We start from the raw sequence: 14,434 nt of genomic DNA, 5'->3' as shown, positions 1-14,434 counted from the left end.
GCCCGGTCAGCAAATTCGCGGTAACTGTTCCCCGCTTAGCATGTCCAGATTGCGCGCTCCGCCTATCGTGTGCAGACGCACATCAGGCTGTCGGGCGCGCTCGACACGCCCGATGACGGCGGCGTCGCGACTGAAGCACCTGAGGCACGCCAGCGCTGATTCTGTGTGCGCGGCCGGCACGAGTGCAACGAATCGGCCCTCGTTTGCCACGTACAGAGGATCCAGCCCGAGAATTTCACAGGCTCCCCGTACCGCGTCGCTAATGGGGATCGCGGTCTCGTCGAGTTCGATCAGGAGATTCGCGGCCTCCGCAATCTCGATCAGGGCGGTCGCGAGCCCGCCTCGTGTCAGGTCGCGCATGCAATGAATCTCGATCCCCGCCGCGATCAATGAGCGCACGGAGTCCGCAAGCGGCGCGCAATCGCTCGTGATTGCCGTCTCGAACTCCAGCCCTTCTCGCACTGCGAGGACTGCGATGCCATGCCGTCCTATATCGCCGCACACGATCACCGCGTCCCCAGGCTGGACATGCCGCGGTGCAATCGGGGTGCGGGAACGAATCACACCCACGCCCGATGTGTTGATGTAAAGTCCATCGCCCTTGCCGCGCTCGACGACCTTCGTGTCCCCCGTCACGATTCGCACCCCTGCCCTCGCCGCTGCATTGCGCATCGATTCGACGATTCTGCGCAGCTCGTCCATGCCGAAACCTTCTTCGATGACGAATCCCGCACTCAGATAGCATGGCTCGGCACCGCACATCGCCAGATCATTGACCGTCCCGTTGACAGCCAGTGATCCAATATCGCCGCCGGGGAAGAACAGAGGACGCACGACGTACGAATCAGTCGTGAACGCCAAATGCCCGACGTTGCGCCCGAACTCTAGCGTCGCGCCGTCGTGCGTGAAGTCGAGCGGGCCCGAGGCAAACGCTGGGCGAAACACGTCGTCGATGAGGCGATGCATGAGCCGCCCGCCGCCGCCATGTCCGATCTCGACGATGTCACGGGCACCGACGGGCGCCGGGCAGGCCGGCGAGAAACCGGAGGGCTCGTTCATGTCGATTTCCTCTCGTCACGATGCATATCGCCGATCGTGCCTGCGACAGGCGTCGGCGCTGCGCACCGGTAGCGATAATAGGCGGCACAGACCCCTTCCGACGACACCATGGTTGCGCCAAGCGGATGTTCCGGCGTACAGCGCGTGCCGAACGCGGGACACTCTCCCGGCTTCTTGCGGCCGCGCAGGAGTTCGGCCGAAATGCATTCCCCGTTGCGCTCTGGAAGCGGCGCGCCGTCGCCGAATCGCTCGAGCGCGTCGTAGCGCCGATACGCAGGTGCAAGCCCAAGTCCGCTCGCGGGGATGCTGCCCATGCCGCGCCAGCATTGCGACTGCGGCACGAACACCGTCGAGATGGCGTCGCGGGCCACGCGATTGCCGTCGCGGCGCACCGCGCGGCTGTATTGGTTCTCGACCTCGGCCCTGCCGGCTTCGAGCTGGCGAATGCACAGGTAAAGGCCCTGCAGCAGATCGACGGGCTCGAAGCCGGTTACGACGATCGGGACGTGATGACGTCGCGCAATGGACTCGTATTCCGTATATCCCATGACGGTACAAACATGCCCGGCCGCGAGAAAGCCCTGCACGCCGTTCGCCGGGTCGCCGAGAATCGCTTCGATCGCCGGCGGCACGAGGACGTGCGACGTCAGCAAGAAGAAATTTCCGATGTCTTCTCGCTCGGCCTGCAGCACGGCCATCGCGGTAGCAGGTGCCGTTGTCTCGAATCCGATCGCGAAGAACACCACGTCGCGCTCAGGCTCCCTTCGCGCAACGTTCAGCGCATCCAGCGGCGAATAGACGATCCTGACGTCCGCGCCGAGTGCACGGGCGCTCTGCAGGCTGCCACGCCCGCCCGGCACGCGCACCATGTCGCCGAACGAGCACAACGTGACGCCGGGCCGGCTCGCGATGACGATGGCGGCATCGATGACGCTCGCCGGCGTGACGCAGACGGGGCATCCCGGTCCGTGCAACAGCGATACGCCATCGGGAAGCATGCGGTCGATTCCGTAGCGCACGATCGCGTGTGTCTGGCCGCCGCAGATCTCCATGATGGTCCATGGACGTGTCGCGATTCGCGCGATTGCCGCCGCCCAGCGGCGTGCCGCGGGGGCGCTGCGCCATTCGTCGATGTGCTTCACGGGCGCGGCTCCTCGGAATCGAGGGCGCCGAGCGCGTCAAGCATCCTTGATGCCTCGTTTTCATCGATCACGGCGATCGCGAAACCTGCGTGAACTAGCACATAGTCTCCCGGGCGAGCGTCCGGAACGTAGGCAAGGTTCACCTGCTTGACAATGCCGCCGAACGCAACACGTCCGTGACGCGTCAGCGCATCGGCATTGTCGATGCCGAGAAGTTCTCCCGGAACGGCAAGACACATCAGCATTTCTCCTCGATCATGCGCCGCGCTGCGAACGCCGCCTGTCCAACGGCCAATCCGCCATCATTGGGCGGCACGCGGCGATGACACCTTGCGTCGAATCCGGCGGCCCGAAGCCGCGAAAGGGTGCTGCCCGCGAGCACCGCATTCTGGAAGCACCCGCCGGTCAGCAATACGCAACGAATACCGATCCGGTGCGCGACAGCGACGACAACGCATGCGAGGGCATCGTGGAATGCGCGCGCGAGCGCTTCCGCGGGAACACGTTCCCCGACGGCGTCCGTGAGCGCCGCAAGCATCGGACGCCAGTCCGCGATCCATGCGCCCTCCTCCTCGCGCAGCAAGGGCGCGTCGAGCGGGTGCGTACGCGCCGCGCGTATCGCGGCCCCTTCCAGTGCGATGGCGGCCTCTCCTTCAAAGCTCGAATGCGCGCATAGCCCGATGATGGCTGCGGCGGCATCGAACAGTCGCCCGGCGCTCGATGTCCAGGGCGAATGGATGCCTTGTCCGAGCATGGCCGCGAACAACCGGCGTTCGCGGGCCGCAAAAGCGGCAACCGGGCGAACGTTTGTCATCGACAACGCCGCTCCGCCATATATCGCGTGCAACGCGCCGAGTGCAGACCGGTTCGGCTCCCGTGCGGCAGCGTCACCGCCTGGCAAGCGAAACGGTTGCAAATGTGCCACGCGACGATATCGGCAATGGTCGATCACGAGAAATTCGCCGCCCCAGACGGTCCCGTCGCCGCCGTCTCCACTGCCGTCCCACGCTACGCCGAGCACGGGCTCGTCAAGACCGTTATCGACCATTCCGGCGAGCACGTGCGCAACGTGATGGGGAACGTGCAGCACTCGAGTCGGACCACGCTCGGCGAAGCGCGTACTGTGGTAGTCGGGATGCGTGTCGCAAGCGGCGATCATAGGCGCGACGCCGTACAGCGCCGCCATTGCGTCAAGCGATCGCGCGAAGGCCGCGCGCGCAGCGCTTGCGGCGAGGTCGCCGATGTAAGGGCCGAGCGCGACCTGGCCCGCCGACGAGACAGCGACGGCACTCTTCCCGTGTCCGCCGAGCGCGATGCAAGCGGCGGCGTCGCTTCCTTCCGGATCGCCCGATGCAAGGTCGAGCGGCGCATAGCCTCGTGCATGCCGCAACACAACCGGCTCGCCTGCGATCACGCGGACGACCGAATCGTCCACGGGGTGCGCGATCGGCCGGTCATGCACGAGAAAGCAGTCAGCCAGGCCGCCGAGGCGTTCGAGTGCTTCGTGCTCGCCAGCGACGATCGGTTCGCCGCCGCGGTTGCCGCTCGTCGCAACGATCGGAAAGCCCAGTTCGCCCATCAGAAGATGATGCAAAGGTGTGTAAGGCAGCATGACGCCGAGCCACGCGTTGCCGGGCGCGACGCTTGGCGCGACCAGTCCGGCGTGCGCATGCGAGCGCAGCAGAACGATCGGAGCAGCGGCGCAGGACAGCAACCGTTGCTCCACGGCGTCCATGTCGGCGAGTGCCATGACTGCGTCGCACGACGGCGCCATGATCGCGAACGGCTTCGTCGGCCGGTTTTTGCGCATGCGCAGACGGCGCACCGCCGGTTCGCCGCGCGCGTCGACAAGCAACTGAAAGCCACCGAGGCCTTTCATCGCGACGATTTCACCTTTACGCAGCGCGTTTGCCGCTTCGTGCAGCGCCTGTTGCCCGGTTGCCCTCTGCCGCCCGTCGGCGTCCCACAGCGTCAGCCCGGGACCGCATCGCGGGCACGCATTGGTCTCGGCATGAAAGCGCCGCGAGCGGGGATCGTCGTACTCGGCCCGGCACGCGTCGCACATCGCGTATTGCCGCATCGTGGTGCGTCCCCGATCGTACGGAACCCCTTCGATGATCGAAAAGCGCGGGCCGCAGTGCATGCAGGTCGTGAACGCATAGCGGTAACGACGGTCGTCCGGATTGGCCATCTCGGCAAGACAATCCGCGCAGACGGCAAGGTCAGGCAGGATGACCGGCAGACGTCCGGCCTCTCGCGTACTGGGTGCGATTTCGAAGACGTCTCCGCCTTGCGATGCAATCTCGCGGATCTGCCGGTCGCGAATGTGCATGGGGGCCGCGGCTTCCGAATCGAGTCGCTCGACGAAGCGCGCGAGCGCGGGCCGCGAGCCTTCGACCTCGAGCAACACGCCGTCGCAGGTATTGCGCACGAAGCCCGCGAGCCCTTCGCCTGTTGCGAGCCGATAGACAAACGGCCGGAATCCGACGCCCTGCACCTCACCGGTGGCCATTATGCGCAAACGCCGGGGAACGCCGGCCTCACCGGCCGCGCGCAGGAAGTCCGCCATCATGGCGCGTCTTGTCCGTCAGACGGTACGCGCAGACCGACCCGCTTCAGCATCACGTGCTGAGCATTCGCGTCTCCGACATCATCGGACGATTCGATATGGAGCGCGGCACCCTCGACGGGCGTCCCGCGTACTTCCTCTTCGAAATGCTCGCGGAAATGCTCCTGGGAAAACGGCACCAGTGCGCCTATCCACACATGGACGTCGCTCACGCCGTCCGCGCCCACTTCGTGGGCCGCGTGGGCGATTCTTCGCACGAGATCGCGAACCAATCCTGTTTCATGCATCGCTCGAGCCCTCCTTCATGCGTCGCCTGAGCCTGTCCACCTCTGCGACGACCCGATCAGCCACATCGTCCGCAGCGGCGGCGACTTCAGGCGTGATTGCCGCGCCGTGCACGAACGATGCACCTTCGATCGCATAGATCACGATGTCCCGCGACGCGGTACCCAACGCTTCGGCCAGCGCGATCGCCTCCGCAAGGCCAAGCCCGTGACTGGACGAGAACGACGCGTCCTGCTCGAGCGCCTGCTCTGCCAGATCGATCCGGCTGACCCGGCCTGGCGAGCCCGCCGGCGCGGCAGCGTCGATGCAGACCAATGCGTCGATATCGGCCATGTCGTCGCCGATATCCATCACGTCGCCGCCGCGCGTCAGCAGCGAGACGTCGGCCGGCAAGCGGCCGGCGAGCCGCTTCACGACGAGACAACCGATGCCGTCGTCGCCGCGGTCCGGATTGCCAACCCCGATGACCCGCACGCTGCGGATCGCGGGTCGCCCGACCTGCCGTTCGATCGTGCCCGTCATGTTCGCTTCACCGTGAAGTTGAGGAAATGGGCGGAACACGAGATGCACGGATCGTGATTTCGAATCCCGCGCTCGCACCGATCGCGGATGACGTCGTCGGGCGCGTCGACGAGCGGCGCCGCCAGCGCGGCGAGATCCGCTTCGATGCTAGGCTGGTTTTGCGACGTCGGCGGGACGATGCGTGCTTCGCGAATCGTGCCGTCAGCGTCGAACGCATACCGGTGCCAGCAGATGCCGCGTGGCGCCTCGGTGCACCCGCAACCGACGCCTGCGACCGGCTCGACAGGCAGCGCGGCTTGCTCGGGCGGCTCGTATGCGGCGATCAGCCTGAGCGCCTCCTCGCACGAAAAGACGATTTCGAGCGCCCGCACGACGATGCTGCGGAATGGATTGCGACACACCGGGCCGAGCCCGGCGTCGCGCGCGAGCTCGCGCACCCAATCGGGCAGACGGTTGAAGTTCAGCGCGTAGCGCGCGAGCGGCCCGACCAGATATGCGCCGCGTCGCTTGACGTGCGCGTGCAGTGCCGTCGAATGGGCGACGTGCCGTTCCTCGAATTCGGTTTCGAACGCGCTGGCGTCGATGTCGATGTCGCGGCTCGACATCAGACGGCCTTCATTGAGCGGGTATTCGTCCGGGTGGCGCAGCGCGACAAACTCGTAGTCGCGCTCGAAATCGGGGAACGGGAACGTCGCGACCCACCGAACGAGCTCGACGGCCGTTTCGCGTGCCTCCTCGAGGGTCGCCGCGAGCGGCGCGAGGTCGGAGCGCCCGGGCACCCAGTGAAAACCGCCGACCCTGACGTTGACGGGATGAATCTCGCGGCCGCCCAGCACGCGCAACATTGCATTGCCGGCCTTTTTCAACGCGAGGCCGCGCCGCACCGCGTCGCCGTGTGCGCGGGCCATCGTAATCGCGTCCGGGAAGCCGAGAAAATCCGGCGCGTGCAGCATGACGACATGCAGTGCATGGCTCTCGATCCACTCGCCGCAATAGATCAGCCGTCGCAGCGCGCGCAACTGCCCGCCGACCTCGACGCCGAATGCGCGCTCGATCGCGTGAACGGCGCTCATCTGATACGCAATCGGACAGATTCCGCAAATTCGCGCGACGATATCGGGCACTTCGGCATAGCCGCGCCCTCTGAGCAGCGCCTCGAACAGACGGGGCGGCTCGAAGATTCGCAACCGGGCTGACGTGACGCGATCGCCGCGAATGCGCAGGTCGAGCGCGCCTTCCCCTTCGACGCGCGCGAGATAATCGACGTGTATCGTCCGCGTCTTATTCGGCATGACGCTCGCTCTCGCTCGTGAACGGCTCCACCGCCGCATAGAATGTTCGAAACGCCCGGCGAATGTCGCGCGGCGCAGCGCCGCGCGCCTGCCATTCGTTCGCCAGCGCGGGCGTGTTGGGCGTCTCCATCGGGCCGTAGCAGCCATAGCAGCCCCGCCGGAACGACGGACAAAGCGCGCCGCAGCCGGCGTGCGTGACGGGGCCGAGGCAAGGGGTGCCCTGCACCAGAACGCAGACGGCGCCGCGCGTCTTGCATTCGATGCAGACGCTGTGAGCGGGGATCGCGGGCTTGCGGCCCACGATGAACGCGGCAATCACGTCGAGAAGTTGTCCCTTGTCGATCGGGCAGCCTTGCAGTTCGTAATCAACCGGAACGTGTTCGGAAATCGGCGTGGATGTCGCCAGCGTCTCGATGTATTGCGGCGACGCATAGACCATGGAGACGAACTCGTTCACGTCGGCGAAATTGCGCAAAGCCTGAATCCCGCCCGCCGTGGCGCACGCGCCGATCGTGACGAGATACCTCGATTGCCGACGCACCTGCCGAATGCGTTTCGCGTCGTGCGCGGTCGTGATCGAACCCTCGACGAGCGAAAGGTCATAGGGGCCGCCGGCAACGGTACTCGATGCCTCGAGGAAGCTCGCGATATCGACGGAATCAGCCAGAGCCAGAAGCTCGTCCTCGCAGTCGAGCAGCGACAGCTGACAGCCGTCGCATGACGCGAATTTCCAGACAGCAAGCCGCGGACGACGTCGCTCACGCACGTCAGATCTCCCGAACCGCGAAGATGCGGGCAATCGCGTCGTACCGCATGACCGGGCCATCCTTGCAGACGAACGTCGGGCCGAACTGGCAGTGGCCGCAGTGGCCGACCGCGCACTTCATGTTGCGCTCCATCGACAGGTAGATGCGATCGTCGGACACGCCTCTTTCCTTCAGCGCGGCGACCGCAAAGCGCATCATCACCTCCGGTCCGCAGACCAATGCCGTTGCCTCGCGCGGATCGAACGCCGCGCGCGCGATCAAGGCGGGCACGACGCCGACGTTGCCGCGCCAGCCGGCATCCGCATGATCCACGGTCACGTCGACTTCGATGTCCAGATACCGGCTCCATCGTTCGAGCTCGCGACGATAGAGGATTTCGCGAGGATGGCGGCAACCGAACAGAATCGCGACCCGGCCGAACCGCCTGCGGCTCGCCATGATTTCGTAAATCGCCGGCCGCAGCGGGGCGAGTCCGAGCCCGCCCGCCACGATCACGACGTCCGTGCCGGCTGCGGCGTCGATCGGCCAGCCGACGCCGAACGGCCCGCGCACGCCGAGGGTTGCGCCCGGCGAGAGCCCGGCGAGTGCGCGGCTGACCGCGCCGACCTCGCGGATCGTGTGCATGAACGTTGCATCGTTCGCCGGGTCGCCACTCGTGCTGATCGGCACCTCGCCAATTCCGAACACGTACAGCATGTTGAACTGCCCGGATGCGATCGGCGCCCGCGTGCCCGACAACGGCACGATCTCGAGCGTGGCGGTATCCCGAAGCTCCCGATGCCGCCGCGCGACACGGTAAATACTTGGCACGAGCGGATCGTCGGGCGGCGCGCCGGCTGCATCAGTGCTTTCCATAGACGTCCAGGATCTGCATACGGGTGGCATGTAATCGCTGCGCGAGGATCGGCAAGAAGCGCTTCATCATCTGATAGCCGAAATCGTGATCGCGCTCGCACTTTTCGCGCAGGCATGCGGCGTCGATGCCGATCAACCGGGTCAAGTCCAATGCCCGCGCATCGAACATCCATCGATAGGGAGGAATGAGCCAGGAGGCGCCCACGATCTCGCCTACGCCGATGGTCTCGACTATGACAGGCTTGCGTCCGGGAGAGGAAATCTCCAGTGCAATGCGGCCGTGACGGATCAGGAAGAACTCGTCCGCGGGCTCGCCCTCGCGAAAGACATACTGGCCTGCTTCGAAACGGCGATTGCGCGCGCAGCCCTGAACGATTTCAAGATGCCGCGCGTCGAAGCCGGCAAAGAACGGATGCTCTGCAAGAATGTGCTCAAGCCCTTCCATCCGGCTCCTCCCGCGCGGCCCTGGATGAGCCCCGGATTGCCGCAACCTCTTCCGTGATATCGATACCGACCGGACACCAGGTGATGCAACGTCCGCAACCGACACAACCCGACGTGCCGAACTGGTCGATCCAGCTCGCAAGCTTGTGCGTCAGCCATTGGCGGTAGCGGGCCGCCGCCGTGTGACGCACGCTGCCGCCGTGCAGATGAGAGAAATCCAGCGTGAAGCACGAGTCCCATTTGCGCACGCGCTCGGCCTGCGTTCCCGCGAGATCGCCATGGTCCTCGACGGTCGTGCAGAAGCAGGTCGGGCATACCATCGTGCAATTGCCGCAGCTCAGGCATCGATCCGCGACGTCATCCCAACGCGGATGATTCGGGTTGTCCTGAAGAAGCGACTTGATACCGTCGGTTTGCATCGCGCGTCCCATCTGGCCGGACGCTTGCTCGACCACCGCCCGCGCCGCGTCGAGGTGCGCGGCGGTCGCGGGGCGGTGCGGAATGCCCTCGACAAGCGCTGCCCCCGCGTCGCTGCCGACCTCGACGACAAAGTCCTCGCCGGCGGCGGGCGGCAACTCCGTCAACGCCAGGTCAAAACCGGAATCGACCGCCGGTCCGGTTCCCATGGACGCGCAAAAGCACGTCCCGCCCGCCTGGCTGCAGTTGACCGCGACGATGAACACATCACGCCGGCGCTGAGCGTAGCGCCGATCGATGTAGCGGCCTTCACAAAAAACGCGATCCTGAATGGCGATGGCGTGCAATTCGCACGCTCGTACGCCGATGAACGCGAGCTTGCGCGATTCGTCCGCGCCGGGCACGATGCTGACGCCGATATCGGTATCGACGGCCGCAAACAGGCGCTCGATCGGAGGATGCAGAAAGCGCTTCCACGAATGCGGCCCGACCGCGAATCCGAACAGGGCTTCGTCATCGCGCCGCTCGATGCGATAGTGCCCCGCATCCTGTCGGTCGGTCCAGCCAACGGGAAAATCGTCGACGGAAGCCACGTCGTCATAAATGATCGCCCCGTCACGAACGGTCGGCCCCATTATCCGGTAGCCGGTTCCGGCGAGCACGTCAATCAGCGTCTGAACCCCTGCCCGGTCGACCGCAACCGGATGCACTTGCGTAGACGAATGCGCTTTCATTGTGGCACGCCGAGAATGAAGCGGTGCGGGTAACCGAGTGGCTCGCGGCGGCACCCGGTTCCAGCCATCTGCCGGGAGTGGCCTTCATCCTTGAACTCGCGAGTTCCAACAAGAAGGTGCCGAACACCTTTCTCGTATCAAGGCTAAGTAGAAAGTGCCTGAACTTTTTGACCTGCATCAACCACTCCACGTGGAGCAGGCCAGCCTCGTCGACCATCGCGATTTCCCAACCGAAACCGGGACGGAATCCGGCCGGCCTCACCTCGCCAGACCCCGTCGGGATGGCTGGCACGCATGGTGCGGCCGGTCGCTCCCGGTCGGATGCAGGTCGACTTTCCGACGATGTACGGCCGGGGTACTTCCCTCATTGAGGAAGCCCGCAAGGTTGATCCCGGCATGAAAAACCGACAAACGCGGTTCCCGGCCCCGAGCCTGCATCCGTTCTCAACGCGCCGGACGCCATCGCGCGCTTTTCGTTTCTCTACCGCAACCCTGCGAGATCCGGGCGGCTCTATCGTGTATTCCCGGCATTTGACAAGCAACCGTACTCGTCATGGCGTCGAATCGATATCCCACCGTCCCGGATCGGCGCCGCCGGCCGGGACATCGCGCATGTGGCGGAAAGCGCTGCGCCGCACTGCGGGTTCGAGTTCGCCGGCGCCCGCGTCGCGATCCATGGATACGGCGCAGTAGGCCGCCACGCGGCGCGCTTCCTCGCACGGAGAGGAGCGACCGTCGTCGGCGCGGCCGATTCGGCCGGCACGCTGGCGGACGCCAGCGGCATCGATCTCGCGTGACGCGACACGCCGAAGGCACAGGGAAAGTTGGCGCTCGACCATCCGCGTGGAGAAAAACTCGGGCGCGACGCGATCGTCGATATCGAATGCGAAACCCGGCTCCCCGTCACGTGCCCGGACGTCGTGCATGAGGACAACGTCGCTCGGCTCAAGACTCGCCTCGCGATTCAGGGCGCGCCGCCGCCGACAAGCGCCGCGGCCCGGCCTATTTACCGGTTCGCGCGGGACCGACACGGGCCGCGCCGGCTTCGGGCGCGTGCCCAGCCTGTTCGTCCTCTACGTCTCGTTCCGCGGCAGCCACACGCCGCTTGACCGCGATGAAGCTGTCGGGGCTCACCGAGATCGAGTCGATCCCGCATGCAACGAGAAACGCCGCGAACTCGGGATGATCGCTCGGCGCCTGTCCGCACAGGCCGACTTTGGCGCCCGCCTCGTGTGCCGCCTCGATCACACTGGCGATCATCCATTTCACGGCGTCATCCTGCTCGTCGAAGAGCTCCGCAAGCTCCGCCGAATCGCGATCGACGCCGAGCGTGAGCTGCGTCAGGTCGTTGCTGCCGATCGAAAACCCATCGAAGCGCTTCGCGAATGCCTTCGCGAGAATCACGTTCGACGGGATCTCGCACATCACGTAAACCTCCAGACCTGCGTCGCCGCGTTTCAGTCCGTTCTCGCTCAACGCCTCCAGCACGCGATCGGCCTCCTTAGTGGAGCGGCAAAACGGAATCATCACGATCACGTTCCCGAAACCCATTTCGTTGCGCAGACGCACGATCGCGCGGCATTCGAGCGCGAAACCGTCCCGGTAGCGCGGCGAGTAATAGCGCGACGCGCCCCGGAACCCAAGCATCGGGTTTTCCTCTTGCGGCTCGAACTGGGCGCCGCCGATCAGGTGCGCATACTCACTGGTCTTGAAGTCGCTCATGCGCACGATGACCGGATCGGGATGACACGCCGCCGCGATGCGCGCCAAGCCGCGCGCGAGCCGGTCGACGAAGTACGCGGTCTTGTCTTCGTAGCCTGCCGTCAACGCCGCGATCGCCTGCCTGGCTTCCTCGTCCTTCAGTCCTTCATAGCGCGCGAGCGCCATCGGGTGGACCTTGATGTGGTTGCTGATGACGAATTCCATCCGCGCCAGCCCGATGCCGTCAGCGGGAATTCGCCACCAGCGGAATGCCGCAGCGGGGTTCGCCAGATTCAGCATCACCTGAGTGCGCGTGGCGGGAATGCCGTTGAAATCGATCTCCTCGATTTCGTATTCCGCGATACCTTCGTAGACGAATCCCTCCCCGCCTTCCGCACACGACACCGTCACCTCCTGCTGGTCGTGAAGCACGTGACTCGCGTTTCCTGTGCCCACGATGGCCGGCAACCCGAGCTCGCGGCTCACGATCGCCGCATGCGAAGTACGGCCGCCGTGATCGGTGATGATGGCCGCGGCGCGACGCATGATCGGCACCCAGTCGGGGTCGGTCGTCTGCGTGACGAGAATCGCGCCGTCGACGAAACGCGCGATGTCGCGCGCACTGTCGATCACGCACACGCTGCCGGTCGCGACGGCCTCGCCGACGCTCGTGCCCGACAGCAGCCTGCGGCCGGTCTTGCCGATGCGATAGGTCTTCACGGCGCTCGCCTCACGCCGCGACTGTACCGTCTCGGGGCGCGCCTGCACGACGAACAGCTCGCCGCTCGCGCCGTCCTTTGCCCACTCGATATCCATCGGCTGGCCGTAGTGCGCCTCGATCACGCAGGCCCAGCGCGCGAGCGTCAGAATCTCGGGGTCCGACAGCACGAAGGCGACGCGCTCGGCCTTCGACGTCGGTACGTTACGGGTCGGCGCGTCGCCATCGCGCGCATAGATCATCTTGTACGCCTTCTCGCCGAGGGTCTTGCCGATGATCGGTGTCAACGACGGCTCGCCGAGCAGCGGCTTGAACACCTCGTACTCGTCGGAGTCGACTGTGCCTTGCACGACATTCTCACCAAGGCCCCACGCCGCACTGATCAGCACCACCTTGTCGAAGCCGGTCTCGGTGTCCAGCGAAAACATCACGCCCGCGCCGCCGAGATCGGATCGCACCATGCGCTGCACGCCGATCGACAGCGCGACTTGCAGATGATCGAAGCCCTTCTCCGCCCGATAGCTGATTGCCCGGTCGGTAAAGAGCGACGCGTAGCAACGACGACAGGCATCGAGCAACGCGCGCTCGCCGCGCACGTTGAGATAGGTTTCCTGCTGGCCCGCGAAGCTGGCATCCGCGAGATCCTCGGCCGTGGCGCTCGAGCGTACGGCTACATCCACGTTCTCTTGCGCGGCAAGCCGGCACAGTGCGCCATACGCGCTTCGAATCGCGTCGGCGATGTCCGCCGGCCATTCGCCGCGCAGGATTGCACGACGGATGGACGCGCCCGCTTCCGCCAGAGATACCTTGTGCGCGTCGAATTCGTCGAGTGCACCCCGAATGATCTGCAGCAATCCGTTCGCGTCGATGAAGCGCCGATACGCATCGGCCGTCGTCGCGAATCCGGGTGGCACCCTCACGCCTTGCGCGGACAGGTTGCCGACCATCTCGCCCAAGGACGCGTTCTTGCCGCCGACACGCGGCACGTCCCCACGCCGCAGGTCATCGAACCAGACAATATGCTTGATCTCGTCAGTCATCACGATTCTCCCTGGCGCGTTGACGGAAATGGAAACGGCTACGCGGCGTTAAATGCTGAGATGGACTTGGAATACCCACGGTAGGCCATGCGGTCCCCAGCGGCCGGATCTTTCGGCAGCTTCAGGTACGCGGGCCGAAAACCCAGGCACGCCGTGCGGCGAAGACACCGGCAGGAGAGGTATATCGCCGCCAATCGCCACGAGGAAATCGGGATTGAAGGACGACGGTGCGTAGCTCGCGATTCCACGGAAAAACGCCGCAGCCTCGCCGCTCACCCCAGGCCCGCCAGTGTGCGTCTCGAGCGGGCCTGCCGTGTCGGAGCGGGCCGGCAAGTCACCGGTTCGCTCGCCGCGCGTGATTCGTTCGGCTGGCGTGTAGATCGCGCTGACACCCGGAGATGGCGGCCAATAGGCCGACATGGCGATTGGGCCTTCCGGGCCGAGCACGAACGATGGACACGCCCGACGCGAGAGCGATAGGGGACGCGTGCATTGCGCAAATTCAGGCCGCCAGTTCATGGCCAATCCCCTGTCGAACTGTCTCACGACGAGGGCGTTGCACCGCACGCTGAAGCAGCGCGTTCATCGTGCGGCACGGATAGTCCTCGATGAAGGCAAGCGTGACATCGCCATACTGCGGCGAATTGATGAAGATCAATCATGGGTGGGCGGGAAGAAGCGAACGGGTCGAGGCTTGTTTGCACAATCCGCCCACGCGGCGGCTGTGAGCGTGATGCTGGCCGCATACATGCTGACCGGGAAGTTTCTCGTCGCGACGCGATCCGCAAAAGTCGGATGCGGATCACATGAAAGCACGCCCTCCGCAGCTTCGATCTGACCTAGCGACGTTCGATGGATTCCGGGCGGCCGTACGGCCGCCCAAGCGATG

Annotated in this window: 14 protein-coding genes; 2 read left to right on the top strand and 12 right to left on the bottom strand. The window is 65.3% G+C overall.

Annotated elements, in window-relative coordinates; all coding sequences use genetic code 11:
• Positions 1–6: 6 nt before the first annotated feature.
• From hypE to WS91_RS23775, 11 genes are read right to left on the bottom strand one after another with little or no spacing between them, the layout of a single operon-like run.
• Positions 7–1,059 (bottom strand): hydrogenase expression/formation protein HypE, encoded by a 1,053-nt coding sequence (hypE, locus tag WS91_RS23825; protein ID WP_059583956.1) that lies wholly within the window; start codon positions 1,057–1,059, stop codon positions 7–9.
• Complete coding sequence (gene hypD / locus WS91_RS23820; protein ID WP_059583954.1) at positions 1,056–2,201, bottom strand: hydrogenase formation protein HypD; 1,146 nt, start codon at positions 2,199–2,201, stop codon at positions 1,056–1,058. Before hypD ends, hypE begins: the two co-directional genes overlap by 4 nt.
• Positions 2,198–2,446 (bottom strand): HypC/HybG/HupF family hydrogenase formation chaperone, encoded by a 249-nt coding sequence (locus WS91_RS23815; RefSeq protein ID WP_231752076.1) that lies wholly within the window; start codon positions 2,444–2,446, stop codon positions 2,198–2,200. The genes hypD and WS91_RS23815 overlap by 4 nt, the downstream gene beginning before the upstream one ends.
• The gene (gene hypF / locus WS91_RS23810; RefSeq protein ID WP_197422271.1) at positions 2,440–4,773 is read right to left on the bottom strand and encodes a carbamoyltransferase HypF; all 2,334 of its coding nucleotides are present in this window, start codon (positions 4,771–4,773) and stop codon (positions 2,440–2,442) included. Before hypF ends, WS91_RS23815 begins: the two co-directional genes overlap by 7 nt.
• On the bottom strand, positions 4,770–5,057 hold the full coding sequence (locus tag WS91_RS23805) for a hydrogenase/urease maturation nickel metallochaperone HypA (protein WP_059671165.1): 288 nt from the start codon (positions 5,055–5,057) through the stop codon (positions 4,770–4,772). Before WS91_RS23805 ends, hypF begins: the two co-directional genes overlap by 4 nt.
• Positions 5,050–5,577, bottom strand: coding sequence for a hydrogenase maturation protease (locus WS91_RS23800; RefSeq protein ID WP_059583948.1), 528 nt, complete (start codon positions 5,575–5,577; stop codon positions 5,050–5,052). Before WS91_RS23800 ends, WS91_RS23805 begins: the two co-directional genes overlap by 8 nt.
• A complete protein-coding gene (locus tag WS91_RS23795; RefSeq protein WP_059671164.1) occupies positions 5,574–6,869 on the bottom strand; it encodes a Ni/Fe hydrogenase subunit alpha in 1,296 nt (431 codons plus the stop codon). Before WS91_RS23795 ends, WS91_RS23800 begins: the two co-directional genes overlap by 4 nt.
• Positions 6,859–7,635 (bottom strand): oxidoreductase, encoded by a 777-nt coding sequence (locus tag WS91_RS23790; RefSeq protein ID WP_059671163.1) that lies wholly within the window; start codon positions 7,633–7,635, stop codon positions 6,859–6,861. Before WS91_RS23790 ends, WS91_RS23795 begins: the two co-directional genes overlap by 11 nt.
• Before the next feature lies 1 nt (position 7,636).
• The gene (locus tag WS91_RS23785; protein ID WP_059583940.1) at positions 7,637–8,491 is read right to left on the bottom strand and encodes an FAD/NAD(P)-binding protein; all 855 of its coding nucleotides are present in this window, start codon (positions 8,489–8,491) and stop codon (positions 7,637–7,639) included.
• Positions 8,478–8,936, bottom strand: a complete 459-nt coding sequence (locus tag WS91_RS23780; protein WP_059583937.1) for a cyclic nucleotide-binding domain-containing protein — start codon at positions 8,934–8,936, stop codon at positions 8,478–8,480. The genes WS91_RS23785 and WS91_RS23780 overlap by 14 nt, the downstream gene beginning before the upstream one ends.
• Positions 8,923–10,086 carry a 4Fe-4S dicluster domain-containing protein gene (locus tag WS91_RS23775; RefSeq protein ID WP_059583934.1) on the bottom strand — a complete coding sequence of 388 codons (1,164 nt, stop codon included), beginning with the start codon at positions 10,084–10,086 and terminating at the stop codon, positions 8,923–8,925. The genes WS91_RS23780 and WS91_RS23775 overlap by 14 nt, the downstream gene beginning before the upstream one ends.
• Before the next feature lie 614 nt (positions 10,087–10,700).
• Between WS91_RS23775 and WS91_RS38245 the strand changes: the two genes are divergently transcribed.
• Positions 10,701–10,883, top strand: a complete 183-nt coding sequence (locus WS91_RS38245) for a hypothetical protein (protein WP_059608716.1) — start codon at positions 10,701–10,703, stop codon at positions 10,881–10,883.
• Positions 10,884–11,088: 205 nt separating this feature from the next.
• On the opposite strand, the gene ppsA is transcribed toward WS91_RS38245, so the two are convergent.
• Positions 11,089–13,545 (bottom strand): phosphoenolpyruvate synthase, encoded by a 2,457-nt coding sequence (ppsA, locus tag WS91_RS23765; RefSeq protein WP_059583928.1) that lies wholly within the window; start codon positions 13,543–13,545, stop codon positions 11,089–11,091.
• Positions 13,546–14,062: 517 nt separating this feature from the next.
• Here ppsA and WS91_RS36230 point away from each other — a divergent pair.
• The gene (locus tag WS91_RS36230; protein WP_156432452.1) at positions 14,063–14,383 is read left to right on the top strand and encodes a hypothetical protein; all 321 of its coding nucleotides are present in this window, start codon (positions 14,063–14,065) and stop codon (positions 14,381–14,383) included.
• Positions 14,384–14,434 lie beyond the last annotated feature (51 nt).

It is taken from the genome of Burkholderia sp. MSMB1498 (assembly GCF_001526245.1).
Taxonomy (GTDB): Bacteria; Pseudomonadota; Gammaproteobacteria; order Burkholderiales; family Burkholderiaceae; genus Burkholderia; species Burkholderia savannae.
Note: the sequence above shows the minus strand (reverse complement) of the source record. Positions and strands in the feature narration are given on the sequence as shown.

Coding starts and splice junctions, on each gene's coding strand:
- hypE (WP_059583956.1), bottom strand. CDS start 1,059: ATGAACGAGCCCTCCGGTTTCTCGCCGGCCTGCCCGGCGCCCGTCGGT.
- WS91_RS23815 (WP_231752076.1), bottom strand. CDS start 2,446: ATGCTGATGTGTCTTGCCGTTCCGGGAGAACTTCTCGGCATCGACAAT.
- hypF (WP_197422271.1), bottom strand. CDS start 4,773: ATGATGGCGGACTTCCTGCGCGCGGCCGGTGAGGCCGGCGTTCCCCGG.
- WS91_RS23805 (WP_059671165.1), bottom strand. CDS start 5,057: ATGCATGAAACAGGATTGGTTCGCGATCTCGTGCGAAGAATCGCCCAC.
- WS91_RS23800 (WP_059583948.1), bottom strand. CDS start 5,577: ATGACGGGCACGATCGAACGGCAGGTCGGGCGACCCGCGATCCGCAGC.
- WS91_RS23795 (WP_059671164.1), bottom strand. CDS start 6,869: ATGCCGAATAAGACGCGGACGATACACGTCGATTATCTCGCGCGCGTC.
- WS91_RS23785 (WP_059583940.1), bottom strand. CDS start 8,491: ATGGAAAGCACTGATGCAGCCGGCGCGCCGCCCGACGATCCGCTCGTG.
- WS91_RS23780 (WP_059583937.1), bottom strand. CDS start 8,936: ATGGAAGGGCTTGAGCACATTCTTGCAGAGCATCCGTTCTTTGCCGGC.
- WS91_RS23775 (WP_059583934.1), bottom strand. CDS start 10,086: ATGAAAGCGCATTCGTCTACGCAAGTGCATCCGGTTGCGGTCGACCGG.
- ppsA (WP_059583928.1), bottom strand. CDS start 13,545: ATGACTGACGAGATCAAGCATATTGTCTGGTTCGATGACCTGCGGCGT.
- WS91_RS36230 (WP_156432452.1), top strand. CDS start 14,063: ATGGCCAATCCCCTGTCGAACTGTCTCACGACGAGGGCGTTGCACCGC.